The following is a 20,269-nucleotide window of genomic DNA, read 5'->3' on the forward strand; positions in this document are numbered from 1 at the left end:
ACCATAACGAAAGTCAGTCGTCGCACGTATTTTTGAAGCGGGTAGGGGAGCGAAGGGAGGCGGTAAACACTGTATTGGGCACGACTCAATTCGCTACTCATGCGACGCAGCACTGGCGACAGACCGGCACTCACCGGCCTGCGCAGCCTCAATCAGCCGTGATGTTGTTGGCTTTCACCACCTCGCCCCACATTTTGTAGTGGGTGCGGGTCAGCGTTGCGAGCTGCTCGGGCGTGCCGCCGCCGGGCTCGTCGCCGCGGTCGACGATGCTCTTGACGACGGCCGGGTCCTTCAGCGCCGTATTCAATGCGCCGTTGGCTTTCTTGACGATGTCGGGGCTCAGGCCCGGCGGTCCGTACAGCCCGATGAACGAGATGATGGTGAAGTCCTTGATGCCGCTTTCGGTGGCGGTCGGCACGTCCGGGATCATGGCCACGCGCTTGGGGCCCGTGACCATCAGCGGCCGCAACTGGCCCGACTTGATGAAAGGCGCGACGACCGACGTGGCATCGAACATCGCATCCAGGCGTCCGGCCATCAGGTCGACCATAGCCGGGCTGCTGCCCTTGTAGGGAACATGGTTCATCTTCGGCCCGCCCATGCGCTCGCGCAGCAGTTCCATCGTGACATGCGGCAATGCGCCGGTACCGCCCGAGCCATAGTCGATGGTCTTGCCCGACTTGTCGCGCGCCTTGACCTCCTCGACGAACTGCGCGTACGTCTTGATGGGCGAACTGGCGGGCACGACGAGGACCAGCGGCGACTGCAGCATCACGCCTATCGGCGTCAGCTTCTGCGGATCGACGATGCCAAGCTTGGTGTAGACGTGCGGCATGATCGTCATCGAGCCGTTGCCTACCAGCAGCTTGTTTCCGTCGGGCGCCGCGCGCATGACCTCGATGGAGGCGATATTGCCGTTCACGCCGGCCTTGTTGTCGATGACAAACGACTGACCGAGCGAACTCTGCAGGCCGTTAAGCAGCGCGCGTCCCGCGAAGTCGGTCTGGCCACCGGGCGGAAAGCCCACCAGCAGCGTTACCGGCTTGGTCGGCCAGTTGGTCTGCGCCCACGCGGCGGTCGTTGCCAGCGCGCCAAGGCCGAGCGCTGCGACGCTCAGGATCAACGCGGAACGGCGCGAGTTCACGGGCGATTTCTTGGTGATTGTCATGACAGGTCTCCGATTATGTTTTGACTGGGCCGCAGCCCAACGGCGTTTCAGGCCGTTTTTTCCATCGCTTCCCACATCCCGTTGATATAGACCGCGCCGAGTGCCCGGTCATAAAGGCCGTATCCCGGCTTGCCCGTCTCGCCCCAGATCATGCGGCCGTGGTCGGGGCGGTAATAGCCCTGGAAGCCGACGTCGTGGTACGCCTTGACGATCGCGGCAATATCCAGCGAGCCGCAACTCGACAGGTGGGCGGTTTCCTCGAAATCGCCTTCCGGCGTGATCTTGACGTTGCGGATATGGGCGAAGTGGATGCGTCCCATGCCGCCGAACTCGCGCACCAGCGCCTCGACGTTGTTCTGCGGGCCGGCGCCAAGCGATCCCGAGCACAGCGTCAGGCCGTTTGCCGGCGTGTCGACGATGCTCAGGATGCGTGCCAGGTCGTCGCGGTTCTTGACGATGCGCGGCAGTCCGAAGATGGGGCGCGGCGGATCGTCCGGATGAATGGCCATCTTGATGCCGCACTCCTGCGCCACCGGAATGATCGCGCGCAGGAAATGCTCCAGGTGCTCCCAGAGCCTGCCTTCGTCGATGTCACGATATTCGGCGAGCAGCGACTGCAGTTCTCCTGGCGCGTAGCTGGAATCCCAGCCGGGCAGGGCGATACCCTGGCTGACGTCGACCTGTTCTACCTCGCGGGTGCTGAAGGCAAGGCAGGTCGAGCCGTCATCGAGCTTTTTTGCCAGTTCCGTACGGGTCCAGTCGAACACCGGCATGAAGTTGTAGCAGATGACCTCGATGCCCGCCGCGGCCAGGTTCCTGATGGTCTGCTGGTAGTTCGCAATCAGCCGCTCGCGGGTCGGCTTGCCGAGCTTGATGTCCTCATGAACCGGAACCGACTCCACCACCTTGAACTGCAGCCCAGCCGCCTCGATGGTGGACTTGAGCGCCAGGATCTTGTCCAGCGGCCATACCTCTCCGACAGGTTCGTCATAGATGGCCGAGACGATGTGCGTCATGCCCGGGATCTGCCGGATGTATTCGAGGGGGATCGGGTCGGTCGGGCCAAACCAGCGGAACGACATCTTCATGGGTGGGGCTTCCTTGGGGCGATTCTGATGAAGAGGTGTGAAAGGCAATCCGGCCTGACCTGGCGCGCGTCATGGCCGGGAGATCGCGCGGCATTGGTGTACCGGATTGGGCTATTTGGTTCACCAATTATGAACAGGTTGCCCAGTTTTGCCGTCATGGTTTACCATGGTCTGCATCAGGCACTGTCCTGCCCATGCCTTCGTGTGGCGAGTGGTCAACCGGTGATCACATCAGGCAGCCGCCGCCTTACCTGCAATGCCACATTCCACCAGCGATCTCGCAACCCGTCCGATACTCGAGACCCCTCCAGCGGCCAGCGACCGTTCGTATTTGAGCCTGGCCAGCCAGGTGCAGGCATTGATCGCATCCGGAGAGTTCTCCGCCGGCATGCGGTTGCCGTCCGAACGCACGCTGGCCGAGCGGTTCAGCGTCAGCCGTACCCTGGTGCGCGAAGCCATCATCGCGCTGGAGGTCCAGGGACTGGTCGAAGTGCGTGGCGGCTCCGGGATCTACGTCTGCGCAGAGGCGCCCACGCCCGGTCGCGAGCCATTCGAGATGCCCTGGCGGCCGGGGCCGATAGAATCACTGCGCGCCCGGGCGCTGATTGAATCGGAAATTGCCGGCCTGGCGGCCAGCGAGCGCAAGGACGGCGATCTTGACCGTATGTTCGCGGCCCTGAGCCTGATGCGCGAGCACATGGACGACAAGCAGGCCAACGAGGCGGCGGACCGGCAGTTCCACCTGTGCCTGGCCGAGTCGACCGGCAACAGGGTCCTGCTGCATATGGTCACCGCACTGTGGGACAGCGGGCGCAGCGATCCGCTATGGGGCAAGATCGAGGAACACTTCCATACCACGGGGCTGCGGGAGGCATCGCAGGAAGACCATCAGCGCATCTTCGCGGCGGTGATGGCGCGCGACGCGACAGCGGCGCGGGCCGCAATGCGTAACCACCTGGAGAGGGTCATCAGCGAGTTTACGCAGGCGTGGCGTTGAGGATAGCCCGTTGGGCGTCGCGCCCGACCCCATACCTCAACAATTGGCGCCGACCACCAAACGGTGTCGGCGCCCTTGCGCGCATGTCCCGACCTGCGTCAGGAGATAACGTCTTGACGACTCACAACTAGCGCCCACCCGTACTCTGCACTTCATCGAGTAGCGCGCGCGCAGCCAGCTTGCCAAGATTGTTGCCAGCGAACGGGCTGTCACCTGTGAGGAGCTTCCGGTCACGGAAAGTACTCCCATCGATTTTGGTGTTTACGATCTCGACTCCCATCGCTGCAAGCTTCTCGCCAAAGAACCAACGCAAGGGGCCGGGCATATAGCCAATATCCGGGGTCTGCTTGTCCATGGAATCTGGAAATGCGCAGATGCGGTAGCCGCGGAACAGATCTCCACCGTTAGGTTCGTCGACGCTTGCGGAAAGCAGGGCGGCAGGCCCATGACAAAGCGTGATGATGAACCTGTCGTTTTGCATGGCCCACTGAAGCGTTGCCTTCATATCTGCGCTGAAGGGTAGCCCCATCAGGGCACCATGTCCACCAGGGATGAAGACGGCAATGTAGTTTGCATCCGTGTTCAAGGAACTGACCACGTCAGCAAGCTTGAGGGGCTGCTGGAACTTTTGCTCGTACTTTGAGTAGAGGGACTTTATCTCGGCGTCCTCGGAAGGGAACGCCCACCATTCGAACTTGGCCGGGTTGCCGGATAACGTGGCAATGTCGAACTCGAAGCCTGCGCGGTCCAGGTGATACATGGGCAGCAGGGTCTCGACGGGATGGTTGCCAGTAGAGAAGAAGGTACCGTTTCCGGTGAGGAGATAGCGCTCGTCCGCAGCGACGAGCAGAACTTTCCAGCGGCCGCCCTGATAAGCGTCCGGATAGTCGGCGTCGGAGAGGTCCGACTTTGGCGAAGTGAATTGTGAGAGTGAGTATGGGGAGGGGAAGAACGCGTTGCGCTCGGCTTGATCAGGCGTCGGCTGCTTGCTGTCGGTCTGGGACGTCATGATGGGCTTCCTTCTAAGGATGAACGGGTTTTTGGTGCTTAGTTTCCACCGGCTTTAAGGATGAGGGGAAATCCCCCAATCACCAGCAGGAGCCATGCATTCCGGCACCTTGCTATGTGCACTGCACTCTCTCGCTCGTATCAACGCTTTTTCGCACCGGCGGGCGATGACCGTTCGGAGGCAGGTAGATCGCCTAATCGGCGGGCGGCAGGTTGGCAGAGAGGTCGGGGAAATGGAGTTCGCCTTCGTAGGTCTCGGCGCCCGCTTTGAGTATCGCCTTCACACGCGCCTGTATCGCTTCGTTGGCTACGCAAAGATCGGCTTCATGCGCTTCGACCAACAACCCTTCGGAGAACGATACATCTGAGCCCATGTCCACCGCCTTTTTCAGGTGCGCGATGGTGGTGGTGGGGAAGGTCGCAATGCGGCGTGCGAGCCTGTCCACGAATGGCCCCAGTTCATCGGCCGGCAGCGCACGATTGATATAGCCGTAGTGGTCGGCCAGTTCTGCCGAGAAGTCTTCGCCGACGAGCAGCACCTCAAGGGCACGTGCGCGCCCCATGCGCCGCGGCAATCGCTGTGTGTTGCCCCCGCCAGGGACCAGTCCGCAGACGACTTCGGGCTGGCCGAACACAGCCTTGCCGATCGCGGCGAAGCACATGTCCGCGGCCAGCGCGATCTCGCAGCCGCCGCCACGGGCGATGCCCTCGACCTTGGCGATCACGGCTTTTGGCATGTTGCGCAAGCGCTCGCCGAGCATCTGGGTCAGGCGGAAGGTACGTGTATTCGAAGTCGTTTTCGGTGCGGAGCCGACACGGCGCAAGCCCGAGTGAGCGATAAAGAACTTCGGAACGGCGCTCTGCAGGATGATGACGCGCACCCCCGCATCCTGTTCCAGTTGGCGGGTCACGCGGTCGAACTCATCCGACAGTACCTCATCGAGCAGGTTGAGCGGCGCATAGTTCAATGTAACGGTGGCGACGCCGTGGCGGTCCTTGGTGACCTGGATATGCTTGTAATCGGCGTAGTTTGCGCCGCCCCCTTTGGGCAGAGCGGAGCTTTCGGACGCTCCAGCCTCGGCCGAGGCGAGCAACATTCCCGGCGCGAGTGTTGCGGCGCTGATGGACTGGACAAAGGAGCGTCTTGAGATAGTCGACATGGCAGGTTCCTTGGATTCATCTCGCGCTTGCCGAGCCGGGCCTGGCCCGTAGCTGGCGGCGCCGGAGTGCTTAAAGATGCGCGAACCAATCTATGCCTTGCGATTCCCATTTGCGAGAAACTGTTAGTGGAAACGCGAGACACGCCGTTCGCATCGCTGACGCAATCATTCCCGTATCGCTGCGGTGTTTGCAAGGAGCCTCCCTAAGTGGGGGGTACCCAGTACAGGTCCTGGCAATGCTGAAAGCGGCGTTCGGATCAGCCCAGGAGGTATCACCGAAGTACAAAGCAACGCCCGGAAACAGCGGCGAGTTGGCATCGCCGGCCAAGCCCCCCGCCGTCCCCCCCTCTGACGGTATCTCCTGCCCTTGTGGCTTGACTTCCGTTTCGGCGATCATCCGTTACAGTCGCATCCGGACCTGCTCGGCTGATCCTAGTGAAGGAAAGTTAGATGCGAGTGGCAAGAAGACCCTCTTGTCTTGGGGAGAAGCTTCATAAGTGTCCCGAAATGCAGTCGCGGGTAAAGCGTCCGCTGAATAACCAGCATGACCCGCAGGAAATGATTGATGCCATGATCGATGTCATCACCGCCGCGTCGAATCGCTACCGAGCCATCACGCCTGATTCAGCCGCCGAGATGGTGCGCCGGGAGCAGGCGGGTGAATGGGGTGTGATCGTGTAGTGGTCGCACCCGCCGTTAGGAAGAGCCACGCATGACCCAATCATCGCCGGTCGCCGCTGCGCAACTGCCCCAATGGCGGCCAGCCTTGATCCTGACAAAGCTGGCGCCGCCGCGAACGCGCCACTATATCCGTCGCAAGCGCGCCATCGAGCTATTGCGCCCAGGCATGGAACGCAAGCTGACGGTTCTGGTAGCCCCGGCCGGCTTCGGCAAGACTTCGCTGTTGAGTGAATGGAAGACGGTCATGGCGCAGGAAGGCTGCGCCGTTGGCTGGCTCAGTATCGACCGAGACGACGACGATCTCTTCCAGTTCGGCGCCTACCTGCTCGCAGCGACCAGGGATGCCTGCAGCCGGGCCGGCGTTCAGATCCCGTGCGGCCTGGCGCCGGACCCGTTGGCGCCGGCGGACGCAATGTTTGCCGAGCTACTCAATGCGGTCTTGGCGCTGCCGTGCCGGATGGTGCTGGTGCTGGATGATTTCGATCGGCTGGCAGCGCCCGCCATCCACGAGGCGGTGTTCCGGCTGCTGCGCTATGCCCCGGAGAACCTGCATTTACTCGTCGCGGGGCGGGGCGAGCCAGGCTTTCCGCTGAGTTACTTCGAAGCCCGGGGTCAATTGCTGCTGCTGGATGCGGAAGCCCTGCGCTTTGACAGCGCCGAGACGCAGGCGTTTTTTTCCGCCGCTTCCGGGCATGAGCTGAGCGCTGCCCAGACTGAGGTCCTGCTTCGAGCGACCGAAGGCTGGGCGGCTGGCTTGCAATTGGCGACCTTTGCATTAAGCGCAACCGACAAGCCTGACGTCTTTGCCGAGCGCTTGCCATTCGTCCGGCGCAGCGTTGAAACGTATCTGAACGAGAACGTATTTGTTCACGTCCCCGAGCCGCTACAGACTTTTCTCCTGCAGACCTCGGTGCTGGACCGAATGTCGGTGCCCTTGTGCGATGCAGTAACAGGCTCCAGCAAATCGCATGCCAATTTCGAGTGGCTGATGGCTCGGAATTTGTTCGTCAGACCCCTGGACGCCGAGGGCCAATGGTACCGCTATCACGCGCTGTTTGCCGAATACCTGAGAAAACGCCTGGTCAGGGAGCGTCCGCACGAAGTTGCCGAATTGCATCGCCGGGCCAGTGAATGGTTTGCGGCGCAATCGCTGTGGCAGGAAGCGGTCCGGCATGCCTTGGCCGCGGGGGATGTCGATCGCGCCGCCGGCTGGGTCGAGCAATGCGCGATGACCCTGGTCGAGGCCAGCGACGTGCGGACGGTGCTGAGCTGGGTTGCCAAGCTGCCCCCCGAGGCGGTGCATGGCCGGCTGCGCCTGCGCCTGGCGCAGGCCTGGGCGCTAGCGTTGACGATGCAGACAGTGGCGGCCAAAGCGGTGTTGCAGGCGGTCGAGGAGGACATCGGCCACGGGCGGCTGCCCTTGACCGAGGTAGTGCGCGTCGAGTTGCAGGCGGTCACGGCGCTAATCGCGGGTCTGTCCGATGAAAGCGAACTCTCATTGGAAATGGGCCGCAAGGTGCTGGCGCTCGGCCCCGAAACCGGCTCATGGGAAGAGGGCATCGGGCTGACCACACAGATCTTCGGGCTCAGCTATGCAGCGGGGTTTGACGAGGTCGAACGCCTGCGGCGCACGCTCACCCTCAATACCGGCGCTGATACGCCGATCTACGCCAAGGTGTACCGGCAAAGCATGGTTGGGCTCAGCTTGTTCGTGGAAGGCAGGCTGGGCGAGGCCGTTCAGACCCTGGAGGATGTGCTGCGCGAATCCAACGCGCGCGCCGGCCGGCAGTCTGCCGCATCGGTGCTCCCGGTCGGCTACCTGGCCGCCATCCACTATGAATGGAATGACCTGGACCGGGCCGCCGAACTGCTGGAAGGGCGGCTCGAGATGGCGATGCAATCGTGCTCGCTGGGGCCACTGGTCGGCTTCTGCGTGACGCTGGCGCGCCTGAGGCTGCTGGCGGGGAAGCAGGACGAAGCCTATCGGGTCGTAGAAAACGCGGAAGCCGTTGCCAGAAGCCGCCGATGGCTGCGCATGCAGGTCGCATGCAAGGCCGAGGCGATCCGGATCGGTATCCGGTCCGGCGACCTGGGCCGCGCCACGAGGATCGGCCACGAGTTGGAAGCGCTTGTCGGGCAGCGGCCAGCGGGCTTGCAGGGCAGCTACCTGGAGACCTGGCAGCGTTTCCAGATGGCGCATTGCCGTCTGCTGGTGGCGCGTGGCCGGGCGGCGGAAGCGGTTCCCATCTTGCGGGGCGTGCAGGCTGAGTTGCGTGCGGCGGGCATGCAGTACCTTTCCGCCCAGATATCAGTGATGCTGGCGGTCGCCCTGCACAGTGCGGTCGAGCGTGTGGAGGCTGTGGACGCCATGCGTGCCGCGCTCACGTATGGCCAGGATAACGGTCTGTACCGCGTGTTTCTCGATGCCGGGCCTGCGGCCCGGGAAATCCTTGACGCGCTGCGTCAGCAGCAAGACCGCCTGGCCGAGGTTGAGCCCTGGTATGTGAGGAGGCTATGCGCGGGCTTCGATGCGCCGGCACGCGCGCCAGACGCCGCGGATGACCAGGTGGAGCCGGCGTCCGCCAGCAGGCTAAGCGCCCGTGAAGTGGAAATTCTCGACTACGTGGCACGGGGGCTTTCCAACAAGGAGATTGCCCGCGTCATTCGCGTCGCCCCGGAAACCGTGAAGTGGCATCTGAAGAATATCTTTGAGAAGCTGAAAGTGAACTCCCGCATCCAGGCGGTCCGCAGCGGCCTGGGTCGGGACCTGCCTCGGGTCGCGCAGCGCCCCGAAACGCGGAGCTAGCTTGCCGGGGGGTGTTTCCAGGGAGATACGTGATGAACCAGATCGAGATCGTCAAGGCATTCTTCGCCCGCTACCGTGAGCATGACATAGACGGCATGCTTGCCATGTTTTCTCAAGATGCGCGGATCGACTATGTCCCCATGGCAATGGAGGGGCCGGTTGGCGAGGCCGGCAAGGCAATCTGGCGCGCACTGATGGATGGTTTCCCGGACTTGAACAACCAGGTCACCGCGGTCTATGGCGACGATGACCAGCGCACCGCGATTGCCGAGGTGACCATCACGGGCACGCAGGCCCGGGACGTGCTCGGGATCGCAAGCCGAGGCCAGTCCTTCTCGCTGCCGCACGTCTTTATCGTTCGTATGGACACGGATGGCCGGATCGAATTCATGCGAGCTTACTGGGACAACGCGGCGTTCTATGCCGCGCTGACGCCTGCAGCGACCTAGCACGGGGCTACCGCAGCGGGTTGCACCTCGGTTTGGCGCGCAACCCGCGCCGGGTCATGCGCCGGGTTTCAGTGGCTGGACGGTGCCTCTGCTCCATGGCCGGTCTGTGCGCGGACCAGTTGCGCGTCGAAGGCCAGTCGCTCTGCCTCGGCCCTGGCGCTGCGGTCGAAGCGCGAGCACAGATATGTGACCAGGAACGCGAGCGGGACCGTGAACAGGGCCGGGTGGTCGTACGGAAAGATGGCTGAAGGATGCCCCAGCACGTTCTTCCAGACGGCGGGGGAAAGTATCACCAGCGCGACCGACGACGCCAGGCCAGACGCCACGCCCCAGACCGCGCCCCGGGTGGTCAGGCCGCGCCAGTACATCGACAGCACCAGCACCGGAAAATTCGCCGAGGCCGCTACATTGAAAGCCAGCGCGACCAGGAACGCCAGGTTCTGCCCCTTGAAGGCAATCCCCAGCAGCACCGCGACGATGCCGATGGCGAGCGTGGCCTTCTTGGTGACGGAGACCTCGGCTGCATCGGTGGTAGAGCCGCGCCGCAGGACACCGGCGTAGATGTCATGCGAGATCGCGGAAGCGCCCGCGAGCGTCAGGCCAGACACCACGGCGAGAATCGTGGCAAAGGCGACCGCCGCCAGGAACCCGAGGAACAGGTTGCCGCCGGTCGCGCTGGCGAGATGCATTGCAACCATATTGCCGCCGCCGAGCAGCTTGCCGCCAACCTGGCCGCCTTCGAAGTAGCGCGGCTCGGTACCGACGATCACGATGGCCGCAAGACCGATGGCAAACATGGCGAGGAACATGTAGCCAATGCAGGTGCTGGCCACCAACACGCTCTTGCGTGCCTCGCACGCATTCGGCACCGTAAAGAAGCGCATCAGGATATGCGGGAGTCCCGACAGCCCGAGCACGGTGGCCACGCACAGCGAGAGCGCCGAGACCGAATCGGCGAACAGCGTGCCCGGCGCGAGCAGGGCGGGGCCGCTGCGGTGCACCGCGATTGCCCTGGCCGCCAGCGCTTCAAGGCTGAAGCCAAAATGCCCCAGCGCCAGGAGCATCAGCAACGAGCCGCCGAACAGAAGCAGCACTGCCTTGACGATCTGCACCCATGTCGTGGCGATCATGCCGCCAACAGTCACGTAGATCATCATCAGCGCGCCGACCCCGACGACGGCATAGGCATAGTCGATGCCGAACAACAACTGCACCAACTCGCCGGCGCCGACCATTTGCACGATCAGGTAGAGCAGCACCACCACCAGGCTGCTGGCCGCTGCAATGCAGCGCGTGCTGACGGGATCGAGCCGGTCCGAAATAATGTCGACAAAGGTGAATTTGCCGAGATTACGCAGCCGTTCGGCCATCAGGAACAGCATGACCGGCCAGCCGATGAAGAACCCGACGATATACAGCAGCCCATCAAAACCGCGTGCATAGACCAGGCTGACTACGCCGAGCAGCGTGGCAGCCGACATGTAGTCGCCCGCCACGGCCAGGCCGTTCTGCATACCCGTGATGCCGCCGCCTGCGGTAAAGAAGTCATTGGCAGTCCGGGTGCGCGAGGAGGCCCGGTACGTGATGCCCAGCGTCAGCGCGACGAAGAGCAGGAACATGGCAATGGCCTGGAGATTCATTGTCCGGCCTCCGACAGGATCTGCTGCACCATCGTCTCGAGCTTGCCGTTGGCACGGCGCACGTAAAACCATGTCGCGGCCCAGCCCAGCAGCACGATTCCGACGGCAAGGACGATGCCAAGGTTGAGCAGTGTTTCCGGATGAAGCGGCTCGGCCAGGCGTTGGGGCTGCATCGCAACCGCAAGCATCAGCGCGAGATAGGGGGCGAGGACCAGGGCCAGCAATACCCGCGAGAGGCGGGCGCGGCGTCGGACCAGTTCGCCGAACCTGGGATGGCGTCTGATGCGCTCTGTGATGGTGGAAGCTTGCATTGCTTTGTCTCCTGAAGCGGTTTTTCTAGTGATAAGGCACTTGCCACAGCGGCGTTGGCCGCCGGTTCATGGGTGGGTGCCGAAAGCAGGGGAAAGGGGCGGGGCGTTCTGGTACTTTTCGCGGAGCAGGCGCTTGTTGATCTTGCCCACGCTGGTCTTTTCGATTGCGTCGACAAAGAGCACCCGCTCCGGGATCGCATACTTCGAGATCGCGCCGCGGCGGACGAAGTCGCGCAAATGCTCCTGGATTTCTTCCGTCCCAGCGGACTGTCCCGGCCGCAGCACGACCAACGGCAGGGGGCGTTCGCCCCACTGTGCATCCTTGATGCCGATGACGGCCACTTCGCTCACCGCAGCGTGACGCGAAATCAGGTCTTCGAGCTCCAGCGACGACACCCATTCGCCGCCGCTCTTGATTACATCCTTGATGCGGTCGGTGACTTTCAGATAACCGTCGCTGTCGATCGAGCCAATGTCGTTGGTATGGAGGTAGCCACCGGCCCACAGGTGCTCGGACCCAGCCGCATCGCCGAGATAGCCTTGCGTGAGCCACGGTGCGCGGACCACGATTTCGCCGCTGGCTTCGCCATCGTGCGCAATGTCGCGCATCTCGTCATCGACGATGCGCAGGTCGACCAGCGGAACCGGCAAGCCGGTCTTGGTGCGGAGGTCGAGGTCGGTGGCGGCATCGCCAAGCAGCGAGGTCTTCACCTGCGCCAGTGTGAGGATGGGGCAGGTCTCAGACATGCCGTAGCCGGTGAACACGTCGATGCCGCGGTCGATGGCGGCCTGCGCCAGGCCGCGCGGCAGCGCCGAACCGCCCACGATCATCTTCATGCCGCTCAGGTCGACCCCGGCCGAATCCGGGTGCGACAGGATCATGTGGAGCAGCGTGGGCACGCCGTGGGAGAACGTGACCCGCTCGCCTTGCATCAGCCGCAGTAGGTGATCTGCGGCGTAGCGGCCCGGATAGACCTGTTTCACACCAAGCGCCGTTGCCACAAAGGGCATCCCCCACGCGTGCACATGGAACATCGGCGTCAGCGGCATGTAGACGTCGTCCCGATGCACGCGTCCCTGGCTGGGCGCAGCGGCCAGAGCCGCCATGGTGGCGAGCGTATGGAGCACGATCTGCCGATGGCTGAAGTACACCCCTTTGGGCAGCCCGGTAGTGCCTGTGGTGTAGAAGGTCGTGGCCCGGGCGTTCTCGTCGAAATCCGGGAAGGCGTAGTCAGGTGGCGACGCCGCCAGCAGCGCTTCGTACTCGGCGCTGAAGCCATCGGGCAAGGGCGCGTTGCTCAGTGCGAAGGTGTCGTCGCTGACCAGAACGAAGCGCTCGACGGTTTCGAGCTGAGCGCGAATCAAGGCGAGCGTTGGCAGAAAGTCGGCATGGACGATCAGCAGCCTGACGCCAGCGTGGTTCAGTGTGTAGGCTATCTGTTCCGGCGACAGCCGCACGTTTACCGTCATCAGCACCGCGCCCATCATGGGGATGCCGAAGTAGCTTTCGAGGTAGCGGTGGCTGTCCCAGTCCATGACTGCCACCGTATCGCCCGGTGCAATGCCGAGCGATTGCAGGCCGCTGGCCAGTTGGCCGATGCGGTGCCGCATGGTCCAGTAGCTGTGTCGGACCTGACCGCGGTAGACGATTTCCTGCTCCGGGTTGACCGCCAGCGGCGCGTGCAGGAGCTGCTTGATCAGCAGCGGATAGGCGTACGCCGATGGCGTGCGGGGGATCGGGATAGGCCGTGTCACGGAGGAACTCCTTGATCGCTGTGGCAGCGGCCTGGGCAGCATGCCCATGACTTGCATGCAGCGCCAGGGACGCCGGATGCCTGCCAGCGTAAGCGCCATGGCACGGCTTTCCAGCCCCCCAACAGGGGAGGCACGGGGCATCCCGAGGTTTGCCTCGGGGGGCATGGTGGGGTGCCTCCCCGTTCGGGTGGCTGGCTTGGCAGGCGCAACGGCCTAACCTGCGCTCCAACGACCGCGTCCAAGGAGACTGCAAGTATGGCTTCCTCACCTCGTCCTCAACCTGTCTTTCCCGATTTGGAGGGCAAAGTGGCACTTGTGACGGGCGCATTCGGCGGGCTTGGCCGCCACTTCGCGGTGACCCTGGCAAACGCTGGATGCCGCGTAGTGCTTGCCGGCCGCCGACTCGCCGAAGGGGAACGCTTGCTGGCGGAGATCCGGGCGACGGGCGCGGACGGATGTGTGGTTCAACTGGATGTGTGTGATCCCGATTCCGTATCCGGCGCCTTCTTCCGGGCCGAGCAGGCGCAGGGTACCGTGGACATCGTCGTCAACAGTGCTGGCATTGCAACCACCGGGCCCGCGCTAGAGACGAGTGAGCAGGATTGGGCGCGGGTCATCGATACCAACCTGACCGGCGCCTGGCGTGTGGCGCAGTACGCCGCCCAGCAGATGCGCGAAGCTGGCCGGCAGGGCAGCATCATCAACATCGCTTCCATTCTGGGGCTGCGGGTGGCGCAGCAGGTTCCCGCATACACGGCGGCAAAGGCCGGTTTGATCCACCTGACGCAATCGCTGGCACTGGAATGGGCACGCCATGGCATCCGCGTCAACGCCCTGGCGCCGGGGTACTTCGCCACTGAGATCAATCGCGCCTTCTTCCAGACAGACGGCGGGCAAGCGATGGTCCGGCGGATCCCTCAGCGGCGCCTGGGACAGCCCTCCCAGCTTGATGGCGCCTTGCTGCTGCTGGCATCGGGGGCATCGGATTACATCACCGGCGCCGTGTTGCCCGTCGATGGCGGGCATCTCGTCAGCACGCTGTGATGCGTCAAGCGATTCTCCACATCAGCCAAAGGACAGCCCAATGAACGATACGACTCACCGCAACTGGGACGCGCTGGCCCGGCTGCTCCTTGCGCGCGGGCTGATCGACCAGGCATCGCTTGCTGCCACCCGGCTTACCGGTGGCCAGTCCAATCCGACTTTCCTGGTCTCCTCCGGTGCACACCGCTACGTGCTGCGGATGAAGCCTGCCGGGCACATCCAGGCCAGGGCGCACGCCATCGACCGCGAGTTTCGGGTCATGAGCGCGCTCCAGGCCAGTAATGTGCCCGTCCCCGCCGTGTACCTGTACAGCGAAGACCTGTCCGTGGTTGGCAGCCCGTTCTACCTGATGGAGTACCTCGATGGCAGGGTAATGGTGGACCAGTCGTTGCCGGGAATGCAAAGCGCCGAGCGCAGGGCCATCTACGCGGAGATGAATCGGGTGATGGCAGCGCTGCATCGCATCGATGTCCGGGCGGCAGGCCTGGCCGACTACAGCCCTGTCGGTAACTACCTGGCGCGTCAGATTGCCGGATGGACGCGCCAGAGCCGTGCCACCGGCGCGCTCGAAAGTTCCGCCATGCAAGCGCTGATGAGCTGGCTCCCAAGGAACATCCCCGCGGGCGAGGAGACGCGTCTCGTCCATGGCGACTTCCGCCTTGACAATCTGGTCTTCCACCCCAGCGAGCCCCGGGTCATCGGGGCGCTGGACTGGGAGTTGTCCGCGCTGGGACATCCGCTCGTTGACTTTGCCTATCATTGCCTGAGCTGGCACATCCCTTCATCGCTGTGGCGCGGTATCGCCGATCTCGACTTCGCAGGCCTCGGTATCCCGAGCGAACAGACATATTTGCAGTGGTATGCCGAAGCCAACGGCACTGCGGGTATCGAACACTGGGACTTCTACATCGCCTACAACCTGTTCAGGCTGGCCGCCATTATGTTTGGTATCGCAGAGCGAGCGCGACAAGGCAACGCTGCCGCCGCGGATGCCGTCGAGACTGGCCGAAAGGCCGGGCCGATAGCCGACCTGGGATGGCATTACGCGATGCGCCATGAGGCCATCCGGCATCGCAATACGCATGCGCTGTCCTGAAGAGGACATGTGCCGACGCCGTCGCACTTGCGCGGGCTGTCTGGCGGCGGGCGTCGCCGCGTCTCGCCCACTCGCAGCTCGGGTGGCGCTCACTGTTTGAACATTCCATACTAGGAGTGTCGCCCGCCGCATGGCCCTAAGACTACGAAATGGTCCAGTCTGACTTGCGCCAGGGTCGAGCAGCGTGCCAGTCACCGAACGTAGAGGAGGAGGCGAAGCTGAAGATGAAAGCGCCAGGCTTGCTCCTCGCCCTGTCACTCGCCATGGGGACTGCGCCGCACGCCGGTGCAGTTGGATGCGAACATGACATGCAATGCAAGGGCGAGCGCATTTGCCAACTGGGCCAATGCGTCTCTCCTGCGTCGACAGGCCCGAGCGCAGAACCACCTGTCCAACCATCTTCTGCGACAAAAATCGCCCCGCCACCCGAGCCACCTGCAAGGGTTCGTCCGGCGACGGGGAATGTCCCGCCAACCGGACAGCCGGCGAAGACTGCTCCGGCGAGAAAGAGTGGCACGGCATCTGAACAACCCGCCCAGCCCTCGGCGGCCAAGAGTGCCCGGACACCTCAGCAACCCGCCGTAGATTCTCCCGCCATGACGAATACTCCGGCACTTTCGACTGAATTTCGCTCTTGCTGCACTAAAATCGGCAAACTGCCCCTCGACCGGGAGCTGGACCTGGAGGACCTTGCCACTACGCCCCGTGATTTCTGTCGTGGGAAAACCATTGATGGAATCTCTCTCCCAGGTACTCCGTGCAATTGAAGTACTCACTCTGCGGTTCAAGTGAACTGCCTCAGTAAAGCCCGCACAGGAGACACGCCGACCGTGACGTCAGGTTAGTTAGGCGGACGCATCCGTTGGCCGGAAATTTTTCTTATCTCGTCATCCGAAAAGATTCAGTTCTGATGCGTCCGGGGCTAACGTTAGAGTTCAGAACAAGACGCACATCGGGGCCCGATCAGAAAACGGAGGATGGCATGAAATGCAAGACACTACTGACCGCGGCGGCAATGCTGGTGGCAACCACGGCAACATGGGCGCAACCCGAAACCCGCGTGGATGTCACGCAGTCGCCTGAAGGGGCGACTGCGACCGGCACCGCCAAGGTCACCGCCACGATCACCAAGATCGATGCGCCGACGCGGACGGTCCGGCTGAAGTCCGGCGACGGCAAGACCAGGGACCTCGTCGTGGGGCCGGACGCCAGGAACTTCGAGCAGCTCAAGGTCGGCGACACTGTCACGGTGGAGTACAGGGAAGCACTGACCATGAGCCTCAAGAAGGGCAGTGGTCCGCTTGCCATGCATGAGCGCGAAATCTCGGAGCGCGCTGCGCCGGGAGCAAAGCCGGGCGGCACGGTCGGACGGGAAGTGACCGTCACGGCAGACGTCGTTGCCTTCGACACCAGCGCCAGGACCGTCACCCTGAAGGGGCCAAAGGGACGCACCGTGGTCCTGCTGGTAGGGGACACGACACGCCTCAATGGCATCAAGAAGGGCGACCGGGTCGAAGCGGTTTATACCGAGGCCGTTGCAGTGTCCGTACAGCCGGCTGCGGCCAGGTAGGGCCCCCAGAACCCGTCGCTTGCCTCGCCCACAGTGTTTCAGAACTTCCAGCGGAGAACGGCATGGATGCAGTCCGGACATTGCTCGAAACCCAGCAGCTGCTCACGCTGTTCCTCACGGTTGCACTGGGCTATGTCATCGGCGAGATCAATATCAAGGGCGTGTCACTCGGTTCGGGCGCGGTGCTGTTCGTGGGGCTGGCGATCGGCGGGTTCGCGCCCAAGGCCGCGCCGCCTGCCATCCTTGGCACCCTGGGGCTGCTGCTCTTTCTCTATGGCATTGGGATCCAGTACGGGGAGCAGTTTTTCAAGGGGCTGACCAGCCCGGATGGCATCAAGGCCAACGCCGCTGCGGTCCTTGGCGTGGTTGGCTCCGGACTGGTCGCGGTTGCGCTGGTGCCGCTGGTCGGCGTTAAGCTCGACGAGTCGCTAGGCATGTTCGCCGGCGCGGGCACCAGTACGGCAAGCCTGCAGGCCGCGATGACGGCGATGAAGAGCGACGGCGCCGCAGTGGGCTACAGCGTCGCGTACCCGGTCGGCGTGGCCGGGCCGATCCTGTTTCTGTATGCCCTCACCGCGCTGCTCAAGCCGAATATCGTGCGGCCGCCACCAAAGCTGATCGAGACCGCCGAGATTGCGCTGACCAACCCGGCGTTTATCGGCCTGCGGCTGTCGGAGGTGGTAGCGCGCCTGCCGGAAGGGGTAGCGATTGCCGCCGTGCGTCGCGCCCACCACAACTACCCGTCCGCCGATGACCTGGTCCTGCAGGCCAACGACGTGCTGCTCGCGACCGCCACCGACCCGGCCGCGCTGCGTGAAGCCACCTCGCTGTGCGGAGAGCTGCAGCCAGGCCGCATGACGAGCCATCGCGAAGACCTGGACTATATGCGCGTGTTCGCCTCAAGCCGGCTCGTGGTCGGGCACACGCTGCGCGATATCCGCTTTCCTGAAGGCATGGTCTGCTCGATCGCCCATGTGCGGCGCGGCGATGCGGACCTGATGCCCCGCGATGACCTCACCCTCGAGTTCGGTGACCGCGTCGGCCTGCTGGTGAATCGCGCCCACATGAAGCCGATTCGCGCCCTGTTTGGCGACTCCATCAAGGGCACCGCCGAGCTGAGCTTTATCTCGATCGGCATCGGCGCGGCGCTCGGGCTGCTGGTGGGGCTGATCCCGGTGCCGATTCCCGGCGTCGGCACGCTGGCGCTGGGGCTGGCGGCGCTGCTGCTGGTTGCCCTCGTGCTCGGCCGGGTGCGCCGTCTCGGGCCGTTCGTCTGGACCATGCCGCTGTCGGCCAACCTGGTCCTGCGCAACTTCGGGCTGACCATCTTCCTGGCGCAGGTGGGCATCGCATCCGGGCCGAAGTTCTTCGCCACCATCGGCGTAACCGGGGTGTCGTTCCTGATCTATGGCGTGGTGATCCTGCTCGCCCTGCTGCTGATTACTGCGATTTTCTGCCTCTGGGTCTTCAGGCTGCCGTTCGACCTGGCGGTGGGCGTGATCTGCGGCGCGACCGGCAATCCCGCCATCCTTGCCTTTGCCAACCGCGTCGCGCCCACCGACCGGCCCGACCTTGGCTACTCGATGATCTTCCCGTCAATGACCATTGTGAAAATCCTGTTCGTACAGGTCGCCGCGACACTGGCGGGCGGATAGTGTGGCTGGCGGATAGTGCAGGGGCAACCTGGGCGAAGCGCGCCATGCGATTCGCCGCGGAGACACATCATGGAAATCGCCGTCTTCAGCGCAAAGTCCTACGATCGTCAACATCTCGATGCCGCGAATGCGGCTGAAGGCCATCAGCTCAAGTACTTCGACGTGTCCTTGGACAGTGAGACGGTGGGCCTCGCCGCGGGCCACGGCGCCGTGTGCATCTTCGTCAATGACCGGGCCGATGCGACCGTGCTGGAGGCGCTCGGACGCGGCGGCACCAGGCTGGTCGCGCTGCGCTGCACGGGGTTCAACAACGTCGACCTGAAAGCCGCGCAGGCGCTTGGGATCAAGGTAGTGCGCGTTGTCGACTACTCGCCCAACGCGGTCGCCGAGCACGCAGTGGCCCTGCTGATGGCAGTCAACCGCAAGATCCACCGCGCCTACAACCGCACGCGGGACTTCAATTTTTCGCTTGAAGGCCTGATGGGCTTCGACCTGTGCGGCAAGACCGTGGCCGTGATCGGCACCGGCAAGATCGGGCGCGTGTTTGCGAAAATCATGGTCGGGTTCGGTTGCAATGTGATCGGCTACGACAAGTACCCGTCCCCGGAATTCGAGGCCCTTGGCGGACGCTACGCGGACGAGGGGGAAATCGGCGCAAGCGCGGACTGCATCTCGCTGCACTGCCCGCTCACGCCCGAGACCCATCACATCATCAACGCCGAAACGCTGTCGCGCGCCAAGCCAGGCGCCTTGCTGATCAACACCAGTCGCGGCGGGCTGATCGACACGGAAGCAGTGATCGAAGCGCTCAGGAGCGGGCAGCTCGGCGGGCTGGCGATCGACGTGTACGAGCAGGAGGCGGACCTGTTCTTCCGCGACCTGTCCGGCACCATCGTCGACGACTTCGTGCTGCAGCAGCTAATCACCTTTCCTAACGTGATCGTGACCGGGCACCAAGCCTTCCTCACGCGCGAGGCCGTGACCACCATTTGCGAAACAACCTTGCGCAGCGTGACGGAGTTCGAAAGCGGCAAGTCGCTCACGAACGAAGTCAGCGCCAGTTGAACATGGCTGTCGGATCGGTATCGCCCGGATAAAAAAATGCGCGGCAGAGCCGCGCATTCACAATCACCTGACAGATAACGGGGAGCGATCTGCAGGTTGTACCAGTGGTCGGTAGCACCCAGGCTAAACGTGATGGGTGCCTTCCTGACCCGAAGTCAAGCAACACGCCGAGGCGAATTCACCGCGCAATAAGCGGGCCTCGCCGTGATCGAGGGCGCTTGTCCCAGCCCGCCTTCCGCTTCCCGTGCGCAGTAGGCGGCCTCATCCGTCGCCAGGCGAGCACAGTAGGCGGCATCCTTCCTTTCAGTCAGCCGGGCACAGTACGCGGCATCCTTCTTTTCGCCGATGCGCGCGCAATACGCGGCCTTGTCCGTTGCAGCGCGCGCGCAGTAGGCCGCGGAGGTGAGCGGGCTGCCGAACTCGCGCAGGTTCAGCGCGTCGCTGGAGGCGGCCATCGCCAGCAGGCGTGCCTCGTCTTCCGGGCCGTCGATGCCAACGTAGGGATCATGATGCAGCACACGGCCGAAGATGCGCATGCAGTCGTCGGCATAACGCCGGGTATCCAGGATATGGGCATGCCAGAAGGCATCGACCAGCTCGCTGGGCACTGCCGGTGTTTCCGGATACTTCGCGGCCAGTTTCAGGAACTGGCGGTAGCCGTCCTCGGCCTGCTCCAGGGACGCCGGGGTCCAGTCCCGATGCCGCTGGTGCAACAGCTTGGCCTTCATCCTCGAGAAATCGAGGGCATCGATGTCTTGCCACATGGTTTGCACAAT

The 20,269-nt window shown here is 63.5% G+C and carries 16 protein-coding genes; 8 read left to right on the forward strand and 8 right to left on the reverse strand.

The annotated features are described in order from the left end of the window. Positions 1-148: 148 nt before the first annotated feature. Positions 149-1,168 carry a Bug family tripartite tricarboxylate transporter substrate binding protein gene (locus U9J39_RS22200; protein ID WP_115712434.1) on the reverse strand — a complete coding sequence of 340 codons (1,020 nt, stop codon included), beginning with the start codon at positions 1,166-1,168 and terminating at the stop codon, positions 149-151. A 47-nt stretch (positions 1,169-1,215) separates the two neighbouring features. Beyond that, complete coding sequence (gene uxuA, locus U9J39_RS22205) at positions 1,216-2,256, reverse strand: mannonate dehydratase (protein ID WP_115712436.1); 1,041 nt, start codon at positions 2,254-2,256, stop codon at positions 1,216-1,218. 256 nt (positions 2,257-2,512) lie between these two features. Between uxuA and U9J39_RS22210 the strand changes: the two genes are divergently transcribed. Beyond that, on the forward strand, positions 2,513-3,253 hold the full coding sequence (locus U9J39_RS22210) for a FadR/GntR family transcriptional regulator (RefSeq protein ID WP_326348084.1): 741 nt from the start codon (positions 2,513-2,515) through the stop codon (positions 3,251-3,253). A 127-nt stretch (positions 3,254-3,380) separates the two neighbouring features. Here U9J39_RS22210 and hchA read toward each other — a convergent pair whose 3' ends face one another. Further along, on the reverse strand, positions 3,381-4,262 hold the full coding sequence (hchA, locus tag U9J39_RS22215; RefSeq protein WP_111520146.1) for a glyoxalase III HchA: 882 nt from the start codon (positions 4,260-4,262) through the stop codon (positions 3,381-3,383). A 193-nt stretch (positions 4,263-4,455) separates the two neighbouring features. Continuing rightward, positions 4,456-5,421 (reverse strand): enoyl-CoA hydratase/isomerase family protein, encoded by a 966-nt coding sequence (locus U9J39_RS22220; protein WP_115699784.1) that lies wholly within the window; start codon positions 5,419-5,421, stop codon positions 4,456-4,458. Between the two features lie 712 nt (positions 5,422-6,133). Here U9J39_RS22220 and U9J39_RS22225 point away from each other — a divergent pair. Continuing rightward, positions 6,134-8,908, forward strand: a complete 2,775-nt coding sequence (locus tag U9J39_RS22225) for a LuxR C-terminal-related transcriptional regulator (RefSeq protein ID WP_326348085.1) — start codon at positions 6,134-6,136, stop codon at positions 8,906-8,908. A 32-nt stretch (positions 8,909-8,940) separates the two neighbouring features. Next, positions 8,941-9,357, forward strand: coding sequence for a nuclear transport factor 2 family protein (locus U9J39_RS22230; RefSeq protein ID WP_115699786.1), 417 nt, complete (start codon positions 8,941-8,943; stop codon positions 9,355-9,357). A 68-nt stretch (positions 9,358-9,425) separates the two neighbouring features. Here the strand turns inward: U9J39_RS22230 and actP are convergent, their stop codons facing one another. From actP to U9J39_RS22245, 3 genes are all read right to left on the reverse strand, one after another. Next, positions 9,426-10,997, reverse strand: a complete 1,572-nt coding sequence (gene actP / locus U9J39_RS22235; RefSeq protein WP_326348156.1) for a cation/acetate symporter ActP — start codon at positions 10,995-10,997, stop codon at positions 9,426-9,428. Then, complete coding sequence (locus U9J39_RS22240; protein ID WP_111520151.1) at positions 10,994-11,308, reverse strand: DUF485 domain-containing protein; 315 nt, start codon at positions 11,306-11,308, stop codon at positions 10,994-10,996. The genes actP and U9J39_RS22240 overlap by 4 nt, the downstream gene beginning before the upstream one ends. 66 nt (positions 11,309-11,374) lie before the next feature. Further along, the gene (locus U9J39_RS22245) at positions 11,375-13,105 is read right to left on the reverse strand and encodes a fatty acid--CoA ligase (protein ID WP_442784919.1); all 1,731 of its coding nucleotides are present in this window, start codon (positions 13,103-13,105) and stop codon (positions 11,375-11,377) included. 213 nt (positions 13,106-13,318) lie between these two features. Here U9J39_RS22245 and U9J39_RS22250 point away from each other — a divergent pair, with 213 nt between their 5' ends. The 5 genes from U9J39_RS22250 (at position 13,319) to U9J39_RS22270 (ending at position 19,493) form a co-directional block, all read left to right on the forward strand. Then, positions 13,319-14,107 carry an SDR family NAD(P)-dependent oxidoreductase gene (locus tag U9J39_RS22250; RefSeq protein ID WP_111520153.1) on the forward strand — a complete coding sequence of 263 codons (789 nt, stop codon included), beginning with the start codon at positions 13,319-13,321 and terminating at the stop codon, positions 14,105-14,107. 40 nt (positions 14,108-14,147) lie between these two features. Beyond that, positions 14,148-15,203: a phosphotransferase family protein gene (locus U9J39_RS22255; RefSeq protein ID WP_326348087.1), complete on the forward strand. Its 1,056-nt coding sequence runs from the start codon at positions 14,148-14,150 to the stop codon at positions 15,201-15,203. Between the two features lie 982 nt (positions 15,204-16,185). After that, positions 16,186-16,773, forward strand: coding sequence for a DUF1344 domain-containing protein (locus U9J39_RS22260; RefSeq protein WP_115712453.1), 588 nt, complete (start codon positions 16,186-16,188; stop codon positions 16,771-16,773). A gap of 62 nt (positions 16,774-16,835) precedes the next feature. Beyond that, complete coding sequence (locus tag U9J39_RS22265; protein ID WP_115712454.1) at positions 16,836-18,428, forward strand: aspartate:alanine exchanger family transporter; 1,593 nt, start codon at positions 16,836-16,838, stop codon at positions 18,426-18,428. Positions 18,429-18,497: 69 nt separating this feature from the next. After that, the gene (locus tag U9J39_RS22270) at positions 18,498-19,493 is read left to right on the forward strand and encodes a 2-hydroxyacid dehydrogenase (protein ID WP_326348088.1); all 996 of its coding nucleotides are present in this window, start codon (positions 18,498-18,500) and stop codon (positions 19,491-19,493) included. Between the two features lie 155 nt (positions 19,494-19,648). Here the strand turns inward: U9J39_RS22270 and U9J39_RS22275 are convergent, their stop codons facing one another. Beyond that, positions 19,649-20,221: a glycine-rich domain-containing protein gene (locus U9J39_RS22275; protein WP_442784916.1), complete on the reverse strand. Its 573-nt coding sequence runs from the start codon at positions 20,219-20,221 to the stop codon at positions 19,649-19,651. Between the last annotated feature and the right edge of the window lie 48 nt (positions 20,222-20,269).

Source organism: Cupriavidus sp. SS-3 (genome assembly GCF_035818815.1).
Taxonomy (GTDB): Bacteria; Pseudomonadota; Gammaproteobacteria; order Burkholderiales; family Burkholderiaceae; genus Cupriavidus; species Cupriavidus taiwanensis_C.

What these genes read in the sequence shown, in the direction of transcription:
- U9J39_RS22200 (WP_115712434.1), bottom strand. Translation starts at nt 1,168, where the DNA reads ATGACAATCACCAAGAAATCGCCCGTGAACTCGCGCCGTTCCGCGTTG.
- uxuA (WP_115712436.1), bottom strand. Translation starts at nt 2,256, where the DNA reads ATGAAGATGTCGTTCCGCTGGTTTGGCCCGACCGACCCGATCCCCCTC.
- U9J39_RS22210 (WP_326348084.1), top strand. Translation starts at nt 2,513, where the DNA reads ATGCCACATTCCACCAGCGATCTCGCAACCCGTCCGATACTCGAGACC.
- hchA (WP_111520146.1), bottom strand. Translation starts at nt 4,262, where the DNA reads ATGACGTCCCAGACCGACAGCAAGCAGCCGACGCCTGATCAAGCCGAG.
- U9J39_RS22220 (WP_115699784.1), bottom strand. Translation starts at nt 5,421, where the DNA reads ATGTCGACTATCTCAAGACGCTCCTTTGTCCAGTCCATCAGCGCCGCA.
- U9J39_RS22225 (WP_326348085.1), top strand. Translation starts at nt 6,134, where the DNA reads ATGACCCAATCATCGCCGGTCGCCGCTGCGCAACTGCCCCAATGGCGG.
- U9J39_RS22230 (WP_115699786.1), top strand. Translation starts at nt 8,941, where the DNA reads ATGAACCAGATCGAGATCGTCAAGGCATTCTTCGCCCGCTACCGTGAG.
- actP (WP_326348156.1), bottom strand. Translation starts at nt 10,997, where the DNA reads ATGAATCTCCAGGCCATTGCCATGTTCCTGCTCTTCGTCGCGCTGACG.
- U9J39_RS22240 (WP_111520151.1), bottom strand. Translation starts at nt 11,308, where the DNA reads ATGCAAGCTTCCACCATCACAGAGCGCATCAGACGCCATCCCAGGTTC.
- U9J39_RS22245 (WP_442784919.1), bottom strand. Translation starts at nt 13,105, where the DNA reads ATGCTGCCCAGGCCGCTGCCACAGCGATCAAGGAGTTCCTCCGTGACA.
- U9J39_RS22250 (WP_111520153.1), top strand. Translation starts at nt 13,319, where the DNA reads ATGGCTTCCTCACCTCGTCCTCAACCTGTCTTTCCCGATTTGGAGGGC.
- U9J39_RS22255 (WP_326348087.1), top strand. Translation starts at nt 14,148, where the DNA reads ATGAACGATACGACTCACCGCAACTGGGACGCGCTGGCCCGGCTGCTC.
- U9J39_RS22260 (WP_115712453.1), top strand. Translation starts at nt 16,186, where the DNA reads ATGAAATGCAAGACACTACTGACCGCGGCGGCAATGCTGGTGGCAACC.
- U9J39_RS22265 (WP_115712454.1), top strand. Translation starts at nt 16,836, where the DNA reads ATGGATGCAGTCCGGACATTGCTCGAAACCCAGCAGCTGCTCACGCTG.
- U9J39_RS22270 (WP_326348088.1), top strand. Translation starts at nt 18,498, where the DNA reads ATGGAAATCGCCGTCTTCAGCGCAAAGTCCTACGATCGTCAACATCTC.
- U9J39_RS22275 (WP_442784916.1), bottom strand. Translation starts at nt 20,221, where the DNA reads ATGAAGGCCAAGCTGTTGCACCAGCGGCATCGGGACTGGACCCCGGCG.